This is a genomic window from Microvirga sp. P4_A5, from assembly GCF_056402495.1.
Map to the genome: position 1 here is coordinate 79,719 of NZ_JBFUHH010000005.1, position 16,210 is coordinate 95,928.

At 61.0% G+C, this 16,210-nt stretch carries 14 protein-coding genes; 4 read left to right on the plus strand and 10 right to left on the minus strand.

What is annotated here, in order from left to right; all coding sequences use genetic code 11:
- The 7 genes from AC1DVM_RS03360 to AC1DVM_RS03390 all read right to left on the minus strand — a co-directional run bounded on the left by AC1DVM_RS03360 (position 1) and on the right by AC1DVM_RS03390 (position 8,753).
- Positions 1–1,074 (minus strand): polysaccharide deacetylase family protein, encoded by a 1,074-nt coding sequence (locus AC1DVM_RS03360; protein WP_477252039.1) that lies wholly within the window; start codon positions 1,072–1,074, stop codon positions 1–3.
- Positions 1,071–3,260, minus strand: coding sequence for a family 16 glycosylhydrolase (locus AC1DVM_RS03365; protein ID WP_477252041.1), 2,190 nt, complete (start codon positions 3,258–3,260; stop codon positions 1,071–1,073). Before AC1DVM_RS03365 ends, AC1DVM_RS03360 begins: the two co-directional genes overlap by 4 nt.
- Positions 3,257–4,420 carry a glycosyltransferase family 2 protein gene (locus tag AC1DVM_RS03370; RefSeq protein WP_477252042.1) on the minus strand — a complete coding sequence of 388 codons (1,164 nt, stop codon included), beginning with the start codon at positions 4,418–4,420 and terminating at the stop codon, positions 3,257–3,259. The genes AC1DVM_RS03365 and AC1DVM_RS03370 overlap by 4 nt, the downstream gene beginning before the upstream one ends.
- Complete coding sequence (locus tag AC1DVM_RS03375; RefSeq protein WP_477252044.1) at positions 4,417–5,829, minus strand: O-antigen ligase family protein; 1,413 nt, start codon at positions 5,827–5,829, stop codon at positions 4,417–4,419. The genes AC1DVM_RS03370 and AC1DVM_RS03375 overlap by 4 nt, the downstream gene beginning before the upstream one ends.
- Before the next feature lie 6 nt (positions 5,830–5,835).
- Positions 5,836–7,128: a GumC family protein gene (locus AC1DVM_RS03380; protein WP_477252046.1), complete on the minus strand. Its 1,293-nt coding sequence runs from the start codon at positions 7,126–7,128 to the stop codon at positions 5,836–5,838.
- A gap of 48 nt (positions 7,129–7,176) precedes the next feature.
- A complete protein-coding gene (locus AC1DVM_RS03385; RefSeq protein ID WP_477252047.1) occupies positions 7,177–7,971 on the minus strand; it encodes a glycosyltransferase in 795 nt (264 codons plus the stop codon).
- Between the two features lie 68 nt (positions 7,972–8,039).
- Entirely contained in the window at positions 8,040–8,753 is a 714-nt protein-coding gene (locus AC1DVM_RS03390) for a sugar transferase (RefSeq protein WP_477252049.1), read from the minus strand.
- Between the two features lie 528 nt (positions 8,754–9,281).
- On the opposite strand from AC1DVM_RS03390, the gene AC1DVM_RS03395 reads away from it, so the two are divergent.
- Positions 9,282–10,010: a LuxR C-terminal-related transcriptional regulator gene (locus AC1DVM_RS03395; RefSeq protein ID WP_477252051.1), complete on the plus strand. Its 729-nt coding sequence runs from the start codon at positions 9,282–9,284 to the stop codon at positions 10,008–10,010.
- A gap of 110 nt (positions 10,011–10,120) precedes the next feature.
- Here the strand turns inward: AC1DVM_RS03395 and AC1DVM_RS03400 are convergent, their stop codons facing one another.
- Positions 10,121–10,468, minus strand: a complete 348-nt coding sequence (locus AC1DVM_RS03400) for a DUF6894 family protein (protein ID WP_477252053.1) — start codon at positions 10,466–10,468, stop codon at positions 10,121–10,123.
- 283 nt (positions 10,469–10,751) lie between these two features.
- On the opposite strand from AC1DVM_RS03400, the gene AC1DVM_RS03405 reads away from it, so the two are divergent.
- Both AC1DVM_RS03405 and AC1DVM_RS03410 read left to right on the plus strand, forming a co-directional pair.
- A complete protein-coding gene (locus AC1DVM_RS03405) occupies positions 10,752–11,540 on the plus strand; it encodes a LuxR C-terminal-related transcriptional regulator (protein WP_477252055.1) in 789 nt (262 codons plus the stop codon).
- Positions 11,541–11,853: 313 nt separating this feature from the next.
- The gene (locus AC1DVM_RS03410; protein ID WP_477252056.1) at positions 11,854–13,341 is read left to right on the plus strand and encodes an NAD-dependent succinate-semialdehyde dehydrogenase; all 1,488 of its coding nucleotides are present in this window, start codon (positions 11,854–11,856) and stop codon (positions 13,339–13,341) included.
- A gap of 46 nt (positions 13,342–13,387) precedes the next feature.
- Here the strand turns inward: AC1DVM_RS03410 and AC1DVM_RS03415 are convergent, their stop codons facing one another.
- Together AC1DVM_RS03415 and AC1DVM_RS03420 are read right to left on the minus strand one after the other, a co-directional pair.
- Positions 13,388–14,236 (minus strand): endonuclease/exonuclease/phosphatase family protein, encoded by an 849-nt coding sequence (locus AC1DVM_RS03415; protein WP_477252058.1) that lies wholly within the window; start codon positions 14,234–14,236, stop codon positions 13,388–13,390.
- A gap of 25 nt (positions 14,237–14,261) precedes the next feature.
- Positions 14,262–15,065 (minus strand): HAD family hydrolase, encoded by an 804-nt coding sequence (locus AC1DVM_RS03420; RefSeq protein WP_477252059.1) that lies wholly within the window; start codon positions 15,063–15,065, stop codon positions 14,262–14,264.
- A gap of 238 nt (positions 15,066–15,303) precedes the next feature.
- Here AC1DVM_RS03420 and AC1DVM_RS03425 point away from each other — a divergent pair.
- Positions 15,304–16,210 (plus strand): glycerate kinase type-2 family protein (locus AC1DVM_RS03425; protein ID WP_477252060.1); only part of this gene is annotated, 907 nt, incomplete at its 3' end.

Sequence of the window (16,210 nt, forward strand, 5' to 3'; positions counted from 1 at the left end):
CTACGAGCGCCGACCGGGTTTGATGACAGCCTGCGGCAGAAAGGCAGCACCTGAGAGCAAGGATCGGAGGGCGTTCTCCGTTTGGTGCAGTCCGTTGATCGATACGCGTGGAAGCGCGTACAGGTCGGGTGCGGCGGAAGCAAAGATGTGGCCCGGCTGGGTCGTCACAGCGGTTTCGTAGCCGCTCTCGCGGCTGAGCCGAAACTCCCTAGGTCCAGATGATGAGGCATCCCCGTGGGGATAGCAAAAGTGGCGAACCGGAATGCCCAGACGGGCTTCGATCGCGTCCTTGCTTCCAGCTATTTCCGCCTCGGCCGCTCGGGCATCGCAGCGCGCCAAGACAGGATGCGTCAAGGTGTGGGCGCCGATTGTCACACGGGGATGTGTCGCGACCAGGGATCGCAACTCGTTCCAATCGGCGCAGAACCGCCGAACGGTAGCATCGGCATCGATGCCGAACTCGCGTCTGAGATCGTCCATAACCCGATGGAGCTGGTGGTCTGACCCGGCCTTCAGGCGACGCCGAAGGCTCTCGAACGCCACGCCTTTCCGCTTCAACGTCCGGGTGAGATATTCTTGTGGTCCATCGTCGAAGTCGACTGAGAGTTGCTCTGCGGCTTCGATGACGCTTTCCAAATCGAGCCACCACAGGCTCCCCCGGCCGCTGGCGAAATCATCGACCACGAAGATTGTCCACGGCACGTCGAGATCCCGGAGAAGAGTCGCCGCAAATTCCAGGTTGTTGCGATAACCGTCATCGAACGTGAGAACCGCGAAGGGTCGACCGCCGCAATCTTCCTGCAGCCGATCTGGCACCTCATCGAGCGAGATGATGTCGACGCCTTGCCGTCGCAGCATTTCGACCGTGAGAGCCAGAAAATCCGGCGTGATTTCCAGCGAAGCGTTCGGCGCGAAGGGTTTTTCGATCCAGGGACGCACATGATGAAACATCAGAATCATGCCCGAGCCGAGCGTGAAGGGCCGCAACCAGCGATCTGCGCCGATCGCGTTGATGGCCGCGAAGCCGCCGCGGAACAAGCGATGCCGTCGGGTCAGTCGCGGGGCCTCTTTCACGATTTCCGCTCCGGCGGCAGATATGCGCGGATGTAATCGACCTCAAGCGTCGCAGGGAAAACCGTATTGGCATCAGGCGACCCCGGCCAATGTCCGCCCACCGCGAGATTGAGAATCATGTACATCGGCTTGTGGGTGTCGCTTGGAGTTGGCATTGACGCGACTTGAACGCCGTCAAAGAACCACACGATCAAGTCAGCCGTCCATTTCACCGCGTAGACGTGGAAGTTCTCGGCGAGATCCGGCGTCTGGGCGCGGAACTGCGATTGCGAATGAAACCCGAGGAAGTTGCGGTGCGCCGTCATGATGTAGCTGTGGGTGTCGTGGCCGAGGGCTTCGAGGATGTCGATTTCGGGGGGCCAGGATTGGTCTGTCGGTGCGAGCCAGAACGCGCTCCACAGACCGCGGCCGCGCGGGACCCGGGCCCGCATTTCCACGTAGCCGTAAGTAAAGGAGAAAGTGGGTGCCGTCGTCAGGATGCCCGATGCATACTGGAACCCGGTCTCCTTTTGCTGCTCGGCGGCAAAGGGGAGAGCGCGGATGAGAAGAGTGCTTTGCTCCGTGGAGAACGGGTGGAAGTGGGCAAGCGATGGCCGATCCTTCCCGCGTCGAGGATCGACGTAATATTGGCGCTCCTTGTTGGAAGGGTTATTCCTCTCGCCCCACGGATAATGTGGCTCCCAGCGACCTTGCTTGGTTGCGGCATCCCACAAGGCGACTGCGTCGAATTGATCCTCGAACGCCAAATTCCATCCGGGAGGAGGGCCCGCGACCTTTCCCGATTCAACGGCGAGGAATCCGCTTTTCAGATAAGGCAATGTGGAGAACGCGAAACCTGAGCACACCGAGACCGCCGCGACCTGAATGGCGATGATGCGCACGGCCGGCCCCGCTTGGAGCGCCCCGACGCGCCGGAGATGCCCCAGAACGGACACGACCAACGCAACGCCCGCAAGGACGCATCCCCAGGCGAGACCCTCGGTTCCCGCCAGCATATGGCCGCCTGCCATTGCGGCGAACAGCATCCCGAACGCGGGCAGGAACATACGCACGGCATCGCGTTTAGGGCTCGCCGACAGGGCGATGCAGATCGGGACGAGCCAGGTGGCGAGCGCCAGCGGTATGCAGGAGATTGCCAGGACGACAGTCGACGGTGCTGCGTCCTGATAGCGCGGGAATACCAGGGCGATCAGCCCTGTGGCGCTGCCGATCGCGACAAAAGCCACGACGGTGAGAGCCGCCGTGAGCAGAACCGCCTGCAGCTCGATCGCGCGGGAGCACGCGCCTGCCGGGGCGCTAAGCATTCGCCCGAGCAGTCTCGGGTAATAGACCTGCGCAATCGTCGAGATGAGGCCAAGACCGACAAAGGCGAGGTTTGCGCCGAAGGCAAAAAACCCGAGCTCGTCCGAGCCGGTCAAAGCCGCTGCGATCCATCGGTTTGCCGTGAGATAAACGAGCCACGCCGCATTGAACACAAAGAGAGGAAACGCCGCGCGCCACAAGTTCAGAACGCGCCTCGGCGTAGGGAGCGAGCGAGTCATCGGTCTCGCAAACACGAAGGCCAGGGCCGCGTACCAAGCGAGCAGAACGGCGAAGCACCCGGTGACGCCTGCGAAGACGAGGCCTGCCAGGCGTGGAAGGGTCATTCCGGCCTGGAGCGTCAGCGCCACCATGGTGAATTCCCACATCTTGGCGCCCGCGCGGAAAATCGTCACGGGTGCGTTCGCGATCATCATGAGCGCTCCGCTGCTCACGGCCAGCACAGCATCGAGTGGCCGGATGTCCCCGCTGAAGGACGCAACGACCGCCGCGAACGGCACGAGGATCAGCAGGACGACGCCACCTGCGACCCAACTCGCCCACAATATTTCGCTATCACGTCCCGCTTCAGCCGATCCGCCCGCAAGATCACGGTCCGCCAACTGGGACAGGCCCATATCGAAGCGACTGCTATATTGGAACAGGCTGGTCAGCAACGCGAAAGTTCCAAAAGCCGCGGGACCCAGCAGCGAGGGCGCAACGAGGGACGTTCCGAGGCTCAGGATGCTCAAGATGAGCGTGCCCAACGTGTAGGTCGCAGGATGAGCGAGCCACTGACTTCGACTCGACGCCCGTAATGATCGCATTCGACGCGGCAGTTCGACTTTGCCCTCGATCGCAACCGGGATTGTCGGAGTTGGCGTCATTGCGAGGTCCGGCGCGCCGCGTTCGGAGTTCCATGCGCCGATCCGAAGGGTGCAGCCGGATTGGTATAGCCGCGAAGGCGCCGCTCACGCCGGATGTTGGCCCTGCCGCCGGCCAACCAATCGAGTTCGACGCAGCTTTCGATCAGTCCGAGGTCGACGAGCTGCTGCGTCGAGCGAAAGGTTTCGCTTCCTGCATAGACGAGACTGACATCCGGATTTCCGTCGACGAGAGCCGTATATCGGAGATACTCCGCTCCGCCATCCCAATGCTGCCCGCGCGCTGCCTCCGTGCGGGCCCGGTGGTGGAAATCGGCAAAGAATTTAAAATGCAGCAACGCGCCGGTAATTCCCGAAAGGCGCATCGGCGTGCAACGGTGGTTCGACGTCCAGGACAATCCGGCGCGGGCTTTGATCAGCGGGATCTTGGTCAGGTCGGGCGCGATGCCGAACCCGTAATTGATATGCTGCAGGCCCGCGGCAGCCCCGATGGGATGGCGGCGCAATTTGCGCATGGCCCGCCAGGCTGTCCTCTTCCACGGCGGCGCGTCGCGAAACTCGGGGTAGAACATTCGCAAACGCGGCCCACCGATCACCTCCGTGTCGAACAGGCTATCATCGTGCCGAGAAAAGCCGAGTTTCTGGCGAAATTCGTAGTTGCGATCAAAATACGGCGAAGTCGCGAGGAACGGCGTACCGGGCTCGTAGACCGCATCGACTATCGGGCAAGCGCTGTACATATCGAGGAGTAGAGAGAACACGCCTTCGCTTTGTCGCCGATCGAGGAAGCGGCAGAACGCTGGAAGTGTCACTTTCTCCGAATGCGGATATGTGAAGAGCTCGTCTGCGTCCACGAAGAGGCACCAGGAACCGACCCCGTAGAGTCCCACGAGCAAGTTGATCCAGTCCATGCCGTAATTGGCGGCTGCAAACGACCCGCCCGCATGGAAGACATGACAATCCGGCTGGTCGAGCAGGAACTCTCGCGTCCCGTCGTCGGAGCCGTTGTCGACGATGAAGAAGCGTTCGATCCCAAGGACGCGATGATATTCGAGGCAGTACGGCAAGCGCCTCGCTTCGTTTCGAACGACCATGAAAGCCGAGTGTCCGCCCGTGGTCTGGCCGATCGTCCGCGCGTCGATCTGGAGGAGAGGTCTGGTCATTTCGATGACCCTCCGGGGGACGAAGCTGCCCGCGCGAACCGTGTGTCATCCCTGGCGAAGAAATAGAACACGACCAACGTCAGGAGGATGGGGGTCGCGGCGATGCCGACCTCACCAAGTCCGGTGATCAGCAACAGCACCACGATCTGGTCGCGAGCCGGATCGGGCCGTGTAATAAACCTGAGACAGAGGAGTCCGATCGCAGCGATCGCCGGCAACGAGCCGGCGAAACCCAGGGATGCCAATGTCTGCAGCAACATGTTGTGCGCGTTGACCGCCGTGCCCTCGAACCCGGTGCTCACCGTACCGGCGATGACATCCTCGATGCCATTATATCCCCATCCCCAGACCGGCTTGTCGACGATGAGTTTCCAGGCGGCCGACCATAACTCCGTGCGCCCGGTCAGGGTGAAAATCTCGCCTTCCGCGCCCGTACGACTGAAGCCTCGGACAAGGGCGTCGATTTCAGTCAGACCGCCGGTCGCGGCGATCAGCACGATCGCCGCGATCGTCGTCATGCCGGTGATGACGATGGCATGCCGCCATGCGCTTGCGCGCACCTCGATCACCACAAAGGCCAGCAGTGCTGCTACCAGATTCGTTCTGCTGCCGCTCGCGAGAATCGCGATCAGCCCCATGAGAAGAAGCGCCGAGGCGAAGAACTTGGGAAGGATGCCCATTCGCGCCGCGATGGTCGTCAGGGTAATGAAGATCGCGGCCTGCTGGCCAAACGTATTCGGATGACCCGAGAACCCCTGCAGACGGCTGAGACTTTCTTCGGCCGAGGGCGCGAGCCATGCCACATCAAAAGCCAACAGACCGGCGATCAAGCCCACGAGCAGAAAGACCCCAAGGCTCCAGATGATCGTGCGCAACGCGACAGCCTCATCGAGATCGCGCACGGCAAGGCAGGCGAGAACGAGATAGGCCAGAAGCCCGATCGCACTCGCAGCCGTATATGCCGGGACTTCCGACCAGGCAGCGGAGAGGAGCGCGATTCCCGCATACGCGAAGGCAAGTCCAGTCATCGGCCTGCTGAAAAGATCGGAGAGGTCACGCCAGCGCAGGAGGCCGATGCCCAGAATCGTGCACCACACCGCAAGCTTCGTCCCGTTCTGCCAATCGAGGCCGGTCTCTCCCAGCTCGCGCTGCCGGAACGCCAGACTGAGAACAAAAGTCGTCATGAAAAGCAGAAAGATCGTCGTGAGCGAGCGGCGCGCTCCCGACCGGTGGAGCGCGACAAGCGCAAGGCCGATTGCGGGGCCGATGAATGGCGCCGCATAGGCGACAGGTCCGATCTTGGGTGCCATGAACACGGCTGCGATCCAGCCCACTGTGATGGCGGCTGGAAAAGCGAGCGAGACTTGATGGCCTCTTTGCGCGGTCGACACCATGGCATCGGAACTCATGGCTGGTTACCGCGGAGGGAGGGTGCGACGGGCGTTTCGAGGATGCGGATTCCACACCATGGCAGCGCCTGCTGCGACCGCGGCGATGAGGGTGCCGGCAAGAAACAGAAGAGCGTTGGGAAAGCTCGGGCGCAATGCGGCATCAGGGCGGGCGAGAATTTCCACGCCGGGCCCCGCCGACGAGGTACGCGGCTCTTGCTCCTTCAACCGGACCAAGGCGCCATCCAGCAATTCCTTGTCGATGGCCGCCTCTCTTTTCAGGGCGTCCAGTTTGAGGGCCGCAAGGTGATGGTCGGATATTTCCTCGCGTACGGCACGCAAAGCCTTTTCGACGACGGCAAGCCGAAGCTCGGAGTTGCGAGCCTCAGCGCTTTGCGCCTGCGCGGGGAAGATCGTGCCGGAGGAAGACGGCGCCGCGTTTGGCGTTCTGATGCGCTGCGAGGTAGCGGTTTCGGTTTGCATCGCCGCCGCGGCGATCTTGCCCCGCAGTTCCGCCACCTCCTGGCTCAGCGCTGCCCTCTGCGATTCAAGCGAGTTGAGCATGGCGCTGTCGGCGAGATCGGAGCTTAGACCGAATTCGCGGACGGCACGTTCAGATTTCTCGTACCGGGCTTGCAGCCCTTCCACTCTCTCGATCAACCACGCGGAATGCTGATCCGCGCTGCCGCGCTTGCGAGCCAATTGGTTGCTCAGATAGGCGTTCAGCAACGTGTCCGTCAGTGCTGCCGCCTTCACAGGATCTGAGGACCAATATCCCATCTTCACCGTATAGGACCGGCGGTCCCGGGACACTGTCAGATGTTTTTGCAGCTGCTCGCGAATCTCGGCCTCAGAAGGCTTGCGAAGATCGCCGAACCATTGCGAAGCGACGGGAGCGACGCGATAGAGCGATTGGAGAACACGGAGGCTCCACCGATTCGGATCGCCCGCGAATTCTGGATCGTCCTTGAGCCGGTGATGGGCGATCACAGTCGCGGCAACTGTGGGCGAACCGATAATGTCCATCTCAGACTGGATGGCGTTGTCATCCAACGGCTGCCGGAGAGACTCGACGTTATCGAGCCGACCTTGCGCATCGGTCGGACGCAGGATCACCGAGGCGGCCGATTCGTAGCGACGTGGCAGCAACGGCCACGCGATGCCCACGCAGACGACAACCAAGAAGAAACCTGCGAGGAAGCGCTTCACGTCGTGAGAGGATATGGCGCGGCCCTGATGCGATGCTGGCTCCCCCGCGCGCGCTTTGCCGCCGGTCGGAAAGTCAATCTGTGAGAATGAAATGCGGTGCTGGGCGTTCATCGAAACCTCGAAATTCCGGCGGTTATGGCGCTTGGCGCACGCTTCGGATCAGATGCGTGCGAGGCCGTAGAGACGCCGGCGAACGGCGCCGGACAAGAGGCGGAACACGGTGTACATGAGGGTGATCACCAGGAATTGGCGGACAGACAGAAATCCCGTTCGCAAGCATTCAACCCGAAACTTGATCTCGTTGATCAGGTATTTGAGCCCGCCACGGCGACTGCGTTGCGCCGTGCTTGAACGAACGTAGAGGAGAATTTTCGGGATGGCATGGAACCTCGCGCCGGAGAGGACAAGCCGGACGAAAAGGTCATAATCCTCGAGAAAGCCAAAGGTGCTTCGGTAGCCGCCCACCGCCAAGAGCGACTTCTTTCGGACCATCAAGGTGGGGTGGTGAACGACGTTGCGCCAGCGCAGAGCCCGAACGATTCCGTCATGTCCCGCCGGCGTCACCTTGAGTTGCGGTCGCCCACCGTCTTCGAAAAATTCTTCGCTCCAGGCTGCGATGACGTCGATCTCGGGATGCGTTTCGGCGTAAGTGATTTGCTGTTCAACACGGTCACTCGTGCAGATGTCGTCGCTGTCCATGCGCATGACGAATTGGCCCAGACAGCGGTTCAAACCGGCATTCATGGCCTCGGCCAAGCCGCGATTGCTGGTGAAGCGAACGAGCGTCGTGGGGATTTTTCCCCTGGCGATGAATTCAGCAATCACGTTCTCTTGGTCGCGGTCGACTGGTCCGTCGACGACAAGCACGAGTTGATCGGGCAGAACCGACTGAGCCTCGAGGCTGCGGAGCGACGCATCGAGATTGGAAGCCGTCTCGGAGTGGTATGTGGACATCAACGTGCTGATCTTCGGTTCCGCCTTTACGACAAGTGCGGGTTCCGCAATCGAAGTGTCGCGCCGGTTCATCGTGCGCCCCGCCGCGAGATGACGACGGCAGGCGTCCGCACAAGGATTACCAGGTCGGCAAAGAGGCTCCAGGTCTTTACGTATTGCTCGTCAAGACGAACTCGCATGTCGTAGCCGAGGTCGTTGCGGCCGCTCACCTGCCACAAACCGGTTATCCCGGGGCGCACGCTCTTGTAGAGCGCGGTCGCGAATCCGTAATGCACGAGTTCGCCTCTCGTGACGGGTCGCGGACCGACCAGACTCATGTCGCCCTTGATGACGTTGAGCAACTGAGGCAACTCATCGATGCTCGACAAACGCAGAAAGCGGCCGATGGACGTGATGCGGGGATCGAAAGAGAGCTTCTGCTCCCTGGCCCACTCCATCTGCGCGTCGGGATGGAGAGAGAGATACTCGTCGAGGCACTCCTCCGCGCCGAGGATCATGGTGCGGAACTTGAGACACCCGAAGGTTTCACCGTTTTTGCCGACCCGCTGATGCCGGAAGAAAATCGGTCCGCCGTCGATCGCCACCAAGGCCGCAACCGCGATGAAAAGCGGAATACTCATGATGAGGAGCAGCGAGGCGGCGGTGAAATCGAATGCGCGCTTCACGACCCGTTCGACGGCGACAAATCCGGCGTGCAGGGAAACCGTCAAACGGTCGCTTGGGGAAGGGGAGCTCTCAGAAATCGCGGAGAGCGACGTATCGGGAAACTGCGGCTTACTCATAACCAACTCCGGAACTTCGGCCCTGCCGACGCCAAGTTCTGATACTCGTCAGAAAAGTGACGTTACTTACGATTGATCGCGATGCAGGGGAGTTGGTTTGACATGGTTTTACGCACTATCAACTAACGCTGTACTGTCGCCACCCTTCTCGTGCGCTGATTATTATCCTTTCGTTTACCATCAGCAATCGATCAAAGGTGGTAACGCATAAGCATTTGATATTAGTAACAGTATTGCTAGCCACTCTGAGCGATTTTTACGCTCGGCGCCCCTCCAGGAAAATCCAGTGATCACGCGGTTGTGATATAGGCGATTTCTCATATTGGGCGTTGTGCTTGAGGTGCAGCGAGCCGGCGAAGGAAATTCGTCTGCCGTTTTGTAACATTAGAGGAGTTTTCTCCTCAACGACATGCCTACATGATCGCTTTTATCGATACCACGAAAGCGGTAAGGTATACTCCCTTTGCCGGTCTGGTTAATAAGGGGTTAACTTGTATATTCCGACGGATCCCGAAAGGAGAGTTGCATATGTCCCAGGGTGAGCCGAAGGTTACAACGTATCTCGCATGCGTCAATCCGATGCTTAAAGCCGGACTTGGCCACATTCTCGCAAATACTCGCTATGAAGTTCAGGCTGAAGATGAGCCTGCCGGCCGTCTGGATGACGAGGGCACCGGTGTTTCGTCGAGCGTTCTGTTCATCGTCGATAGTAATCTGCGGGATGCGGTGCTACCCGCTGGTCTCTCTGCGCTGAAGTCGCGACACCCGGGATCGCGCGTGGTCGTGCTTGCGGATACGTTCAACCTCGAGCAGATGATGACGGCTTTGAAGGGTGGGGCAGACGGATATTGTCTCCCGACTGTCGAGGCCTTGATCCGGTACCTTGATCTCGTGATGCTTGGCGAGACGGCTTTCCCGTCCGCACCGTTTCTGGCGGCCATCATGAACGCTCAGCCGCAGGGCGAGACAGAGGTTTCCCGACCGACCGATGTCGACACGCGTCGCTCGCTCGCGCACGCATCCGACACCCGCATGCTTTCCAATCGCGAGGCCGAAATTCTGCATTGCCTGATGCAGGGTGCGCCCAACAAGATCATCGCGCGGCAGCTCGACGTGGCGGAAGCGACCGTGAAGGTTCACGTGAAAGCAATCCTGCGCAAGATTCAGGTGGCGAACCGGACCCAGGCCGCCATGTGGGCCGTGGAGCATCTCTCGCCAACCGGCGGCGAAGATCCGGGAATTGCATTGCGGTCATAGCCGCGCTGGAATTCGGTCAGCTTGGAAGATGACAGCAGGGCGGCGAGACATCGTCGCCCTTCTTGCTGCATGTCAGCCTGTTTGCGCGAGCTTGCGACGCCAGACGACCTTCAGTGGAGGTCGATTGCCAGGCTGAGGGTGAACAAGACGGTTCCCTTTGAGTCGGTCACCTCGAGCCGCCAATTCTTCCACTCGCTGGCAAGCTGGTTATCCTCGTGCCGCAATTCCGCGATTGCCTTGAGCGCCTGGGCTCGGGCCTGCTCGATACCGCTCACCTCGATACCGTCGTCGTCGATGATTTCTTCGGTGCCGTTCACGAGGTTGAAGTAGCATCTCATAGGAGCGAGCGAAGGCCTCGTTTGAGCCGCTGATCTGAAATCGCGTGCACCGGTGGAGCGGGGAAGATCAAGACGGATACCCGGAGAGTCTTGATCTGTAAACGTTTCTCCGCCCACCATGTGAGACACCCATGTCTTTGGCAACCTCTTCCGTCGAGGCGCCTGTGGACTGGCTCCGATTTGCAGACGTCGCGGTTTTTGAAACAATGTAATATTTCATCTTTTATGTAACTATAGTTCTAATCTCTCTTACAAATGAGGCCATTTCGCGTCTCCCAAGTTTTCGCACGAATTTTCTTCTTGCGTTTGGTTAAGAAGAATTGTCGGCAATTGCTCTTTGCGCTAGATTATTTTCGCAGTTCGAGTTGGTGGGTCACTGGCTTATCGCGAAAGGGTTTTTGTTATGCGTAAGAATTACGAATCGGAAGCCCTTCCCGATCTGGGCGGCTCCCTTGCCATCGATATGTACGCTCGCACCTCCTCCCCCCGATCTACGACACGCGCCGCCTCTCCTTCCCCGGACGTTCCCACGTTGCTCTTCGAGCCGAATACTTTGCTGCGCGAAGGGCTGAGGAAGATGCTGGCCGATACGGCCTATCGGCTGGTGGCGACCGGTTCCAGTCTCAAGGAGGTCTCGCAGCTTGCCGTTTCCGGTGACCGGCCCTTCCTGGCGATTGTCGATGCAGTCGCCGATCATGCGAGCGTTCTGCAGCAGATCGAGGCTCTGAAAGAATCATACCCCTCGGCGAAGGCCGTGATTTTGGTCGACCATTATGAGGTGAAGCAGTTGCTTGCGGCATTCCAAGCAGGTGCCGACGCCTATCTGGTCAAGACGATATCGTGCGAAGTCCTGGTGAAGTCCCTCGATCTCGTCATGCTGGGCGAGACCGTTTTCCCGTCAGCGGCACTCGGGCTCGTGGGACATTCCGAGGCGGGCCATGTGTCCGAGATCGCCCACGATGTGGACGAGGTCTCGCCACGCGGGCTTTCTGCGCGCGAGACGGTCATTCTGCGCTGCCTGATGCAGGGCGATTCCAACAAACTCATCGCGCGCCGATTCGATATCACGGAAGCAACGGTCAAGGTTCACGTGAAGGCGATCCTGCGAAAAATTCATGCGAAGAATCGCACCCAGGCGGCCATCTGGGCCGCGGCCAATCTCCGTTCCACCGGTCAACCTTCGAGCGACTGAGACAGGATCGGACAGTGGCGCGCCGCGACGACAATGTCGCGGTGCAGCACGTGTGAACGAGCACCCGCTTTTTTTCCGAACTCGCTGACGCCCGCGTGCGGCAGAGATTGTCCCGCAGGAGATACCAGCCGCATAGGCGTCGAGCCGTATCCATAATCCGTGTCGACCGTCCGGGCATTCCCGGGTTCGCGGAAGAGCCCGGCCCGTCAAGATTGCGAGGGATTGGCGACAACCGTCCCGAGGGTGTTTCCAGACGGGCGCCGAACCCTTATATGGCGTCTATCCCTTTGCCGGAAGCGCCTGGAGGCTTGTCATGACCGCTCATCAGAAACCCGTCGATCGCCGCACGCTCGACCTCAAGGATCCGTCGCTCCTCGTGGGCAAGGCCTATGTGGCCGGCGAGTGGATCGACGCGCCTGATGGCAAGACGATCGCTGTGACCGACCCTTTCGATGGCGCCATCATCATGGAAGTGCCGGATCTCGGTCCAGAGATCGCGCGCCGGGCCATCGACAAGGCCCATGAGGTCCAAAAGGATTGGGCGCGCAGAACCGCGAAGGAACGCAGCGTTATTCTCAAGCGCTGGTATGACTTGATCCTCGCGAACGCCGACGATCTCGCGCTGATTCTCACTACGGAACAAGGCAAGCCGCTGGCCGAGGCAAAGGGCGAGGTGGTGTCCAACGCCGCCTATATCGAGTGGTTCGCCGAAGAGGCGAAGCGGATCGATGGCGACATCATTCCCCAGGCCCGAAGCGATCAGCGCATCATGGTGCTGAAACAGCCCGTCGGGGTCTGCGCCGCGATCACGCCCTGGAATTTTCCGAACGGCATGATCACCCGAAAGGTCGGGCCGGCCCTTGCCGCCGGCTGCACCATCGTGCTGAAACCCGCCGCCCAGACGCCACTTTCCGCCTTCGCGCTCGCCGTGTTGGCGGAGCGCGCCGGCGTGCCGAAAGGTGCCTTCTCGGTGATAACGGGAGAAGCCAAGCCGATCGGACACGAGTTCTGTCATAACCCCAAGGTCGCCAAGATCACCTTCACGGGTTCGACGGGCGTGGGCCGCTGGCTGATGAAGGAAGCGGCGGACGGTATCAAGCGGCTGTCGCTTGAACTGGGTGGCAACGCTCCCTTCATCGTGTTCGATGATGCGGATCTCGACGCGGCCGTAGAGGGCGCGATGATTTCGAAGTTCCGCAATGCTGGTCAAACCTGCGTCTGTGCCAATCGGATCTACGTGCAGGACACGGTCGCCGATGCCTTCACCGAGCGGCTCAGCGCGAAGGTCAAAGAACTGAAGCTTGGACGCGGCACGGAGACAGGCGTCACCCAAGGGCCGCTCATCGACGACCGCGCGGTCGTCAAGATGGAAGAGCATGTCGCCGATGCCCTCGCAAAGGGTGGGAAGCTCGTTCTCGGCGGCCAGCGTTCGACACTGGGCGGCACATTCTTCGAGCCGACGGTGATGACGGGGATCACCCAGAACATGAAGCTCGCCAAGGAGGAAACGTTCGCACCACTTGCGCCCATCATTCGGTTCAAGGATGAGAACGACGTCATCGCCATGGCGAACGACACCGAGTTCGGCCTCGCCTCCTATTTCTACTCTCGCGATATGGCGCGGATCTGGCGCGTTGCCGAGGCGCTCGAAAGCGGAATGGTCGGCGTCAATACCGGCCTCCTTGCCAACGAGGCAGCGCCGTTCGGCGGCGTGAAGCAATCGGGCCTGGGCCGAGAGGGGTCGAAATACGGCATCGAGGGCTTCCTCGAAATCAAATACGTTTGCTTGAGCGGAATCTAAAAACAGGCGCCCGACCGGTTCGCGGTCAGGCTAAACCTGCGCTCGTTCAAGCGTCTGGATTGAATGCGACGGCGACCGGTTGATGATCGGACGCCGTCGTTTCCGTATCGACGCGAATATCGACGAGCTGCGCCGTCAGATTTTCCGTGCCGAAGATAAAGTCGCGGCAATGCGCGCCCCCGGGCCATTGCGCCGCGTCGGCAATGCCCGCAGTCGGCGCGTGAGCTTCTCCCGGGTTTCCCGCTGCCCACAGGTCGACGAAAGCCGGAACTCCACCGGCGAAGCCCTTCTGCATTTCGTCGTAGAGCGCATCCTGTGGTTCGAAATTAAAATCCCCGCAGACGATCGCCGCAATGCTTGGCGGGATCGTCCGATAGGGCCCGCTCGTTCTGTCGCGAAACGCAAGCCCGCCGCGCTTCGTCCTGTCTTCGTGCAACCGGCGAAGCTCGCGTATCTGCGCTTCCCGATGCAGATCCGAATGAAATTCCAGATGGCAGGTGGTCACGCTCACAGGGCCGAAGGAGGACACGACGATCGCTTCCAGCCCCTGCCGCTGCATAGTGCGCGCTTCGACCGCCGGCGAGGGGAGCATGTGGCTCGTGACTTGCAGGACCGGCAGGCGTGAAAGGATCATGTTGCCGAAGAGTTGCGGCCTCCCTTCGACGGATGTGATTTCCACGGCGGGACGGAAGATCGGCGTAAAGCCAGGCAGCAGCGCAGCGATCACCGCTGGCTGGTTCTCCCCGAGGTCATAGTCGGGGAAGCCGTAGGAGACTTCCTGAAAGCAGAAGACATCGGCGTCGCAGAACTCCCGGGCCGTCGAGACGATCCTGCGCAGGTCGACATTCCCGTCGCAGCCAAGACCCCATTGAATATTCCAGGTGAGCAATTTCATCGCGTGACGTCCGATCTCGAACTCGTCATGGGGTCTTGCGGGAATCGAGCAGACGGGCGGCCAGCTCGACGAAGCCATCGCCCGAATGCCCGGCAGTGACGAAGGCGGGTTTGCTTTTGAGACGGTTCGCTAAGTCGTGGATATTCGCAACGCCCACGCTCATCGGAAAGGCCGCGAACATGGGTTCGTCATTGGGCGAGTCGCCCACGTAGATCACCGCATCTCGCGCGCTGTCCCAGTCCAGTCCAAAGAGATCGCGCAACGCCACCTTCGCCATGCTCAGCTTGTTATAATCGCCATACCAGCCATTGACATGGATCGAACTGACCTTGGCGACCGCGCCGTGGCGCTCGAATATAGATACGATACGGTCGATATCGGACTCGGGAAGCGCCGGAACGTCCTCGCAGAAATCGATCGCAAGGTCCGCGACACGATATGCCTGATCGCTCGCAAGCGCCGACCCTTCAACCTCGGCCAGGACCTCTCGCTCGATCGTCGCAAGCCGTTCGCGATTGTTGCGGCGCTCATTCGCCGATGCCCAGAAATGCTGGTGCATTTTCTTTGCATCGCGGTCGTAGTGAAAATAGAAGGCACCGTTCTCTCCCACCACGGCGTCCACCGGCCACATGCGTGCGATGTGATCGCACCAGCCTGCCGGGCGTCCCGTGACGGGCATGACGATGAAACCCGCGCGGTGCAATTTTTCGAGCGCCGCATAGGCGGCTGCGGTGAGGCTGCCCTCGCTCGTAATCGTGTCGTCGATATCGGCCAGGACAACGCGCACGCGACGAAGGTCGGCGGCGCCGAGTGCGGACAGAGGTTGCATCAGGCCCCACCCATCGTCGGCAGGCATCCGTTGTGGCAGGTACTATCAAACATGAGAGAGCGTCCTTCGTCGGCATCCCGAAATTTCCGCGAACCCTAGAAGGCGGGAACGTCGATTTCAAGCGATGCTCTCGCTGGCGGTCTGCGCCGGGAAAAGAGGCCGTATCGATCATCGGAATGCTTGCAGACCGAAAGATCCTGGCGTCAGATAACCCTCTGGACCCCAATAAAGACGGACCATGCAGACCGACGCCGAAATCCTGCAGATGCTTTTCCGGACCGCGCTCGAAGCGGCGCTCCCCGATGGGAAGTTCGACGCGTGCCTGCCGGAACGCCCGAAAGGGCGCACGCTCGTTCTCGGTGCCGGGAAGGCCGCGGCGCGGATGGCGGCCGCGTTCGAAGGCGCCTGGAGTCGCGCGGGCGGCACGTGTGAAGGGCTTGTCGTGACGCGCTACGGACACGGCGCTGCGACCCGCTCGATTGAGGTCGTCGAGGCGGCCCATCCGGTTCCGGACGAGGCGGGGGTCGCGGCCGCGAAGCGAATCCTGGCGCTGGCGCGATCGGCCGGCCCCGATGACCTGGTCGTATGCCTGATTTCCGGTGGCGCTTCAGCGCTTCTGGCGCTCCCGGCTGAGGGGATCACGCTCGACGACAAACAGACGATCAACCGCGCCCTGCTGCGATCCGGCGCGCCCATCGACGAGATGAACGTGGTGCGCAAGTCGCTCTCGGCCATCAAGGGCGGTCGGTTGGCGGGCGCCATCGGGGCGGCCCGGCATGTGACCTTCCTGATCTCCGACGTCCCGGGCGACGACCCGTCGAGCATCGGTTCCGGACCGACGATCCCTGAGCCGGTCGATCCCGAAGAGGCGCTCGCGATTCTGCGGCGTTATCGGATTCCCATTCCGGACCATGTGGTCTCGGCGATCCGCGCCAACACCCTCCCGGGGACGGCGCGCCCCGGCGCGGTTCACATGCTGGCAACGCCCATGATGGCGCTGGAGGCCGCGGCCTCCCAAGCCAGGACGCTTGGCCTGGCCCCGATGATCTTCGGCGATTCCATCGAGGGAGAGGCCCGCGAAGTTGCCCGCGTGTTCGCGGGCATTTCGCGATCGGTCATCACCCATGGTGCGCCCCTTGCGGCAC

Coding starts and splice junctions, on each gene's coding strand:
- AC1DVM_RS03365 (WP_477252041.1), bottom strand. CDS start 3,260: ATGACGCCAACTCCGACAATCCCGGTTGCGATCGAGGGCAAAGTCGAA.
- AC1DVM_RS03370 (WP_477252042.1), bottom strand. CDS start 4,420: ATGACCAGACCTCTCCTCCAGATCGACGCGCGGACGATCGGCCAGACC.
- AC1DVM_RS03375 (WP_477252044.1), bottom strand. CDS start 5,829: ATGAGTTCCGATGCCATGGTGTCGACCGCGCAAAGAGGCCATCAAGTC.
- AC1DVM_RS03380 (WP_477252046.1), bottom strand. CDS start 7,128: ATGAACGCCCAGCACCGCATTTCATTCTCACAGATTGACTTTCCGACC.
- AC1DVM_RS03385 (WP_477252047.1), bottom strand. CDS start 7,971: ATGTCCACATACCACTCCGAGACGGCTTCCAATCTCGATGCGTCGCTC.
- AC1DVM_RS03390 (WP_477252049.1), bottom strand. CDS start 8,753: ATGAGTAAGCCGCAGTTTCCCGATACGTCGCTCTCCGCGATTTCTGAG.
- AC1DVM_RS03395 (WP_477252051.1), top strand. CDS start 9,282: ATGTCCCAGGGTGAGCCGAAGGTTACAACGTATCTCGCATGCGTCAAT.
- AC1DVM_RS03400 (WP_477252053.1), bottom strand. CDS start 10,468: ATGGTGGGCGGAGAAACGTTTACAGATCAAGACTCTCCGGGTATCCGT.
- AC1DVM_RS03405 (WP_477252055.1), top strand. CDS start 10,752: ATGCGTAAGAATTACGAATCGGAAGCCCTTCCCGATCTGGGCGGCTCC.
- AC1DVM_RS03410 (WP_477252056.1), top strand. CDS start 11,854: ATGACCGCTCATCAGAAACCCGTCGATCGCCGCACGCTCGACCTCAAG.
- AC1DVM_RS03415 (WP_477252058.1), bottom strand. CDS start 14,236: ATGAAATTGCTCACCTGGAATATTCAATGGGGTCTTGGCTGCGACGGG.
- AC1DVM_RS03420 (WP_477252059.1), bottom strand. CDS start 15,065: ATGCAACCTCTGTCCGCACTCGGCGCCGCCGACCTTCGTCGCGTGCGC.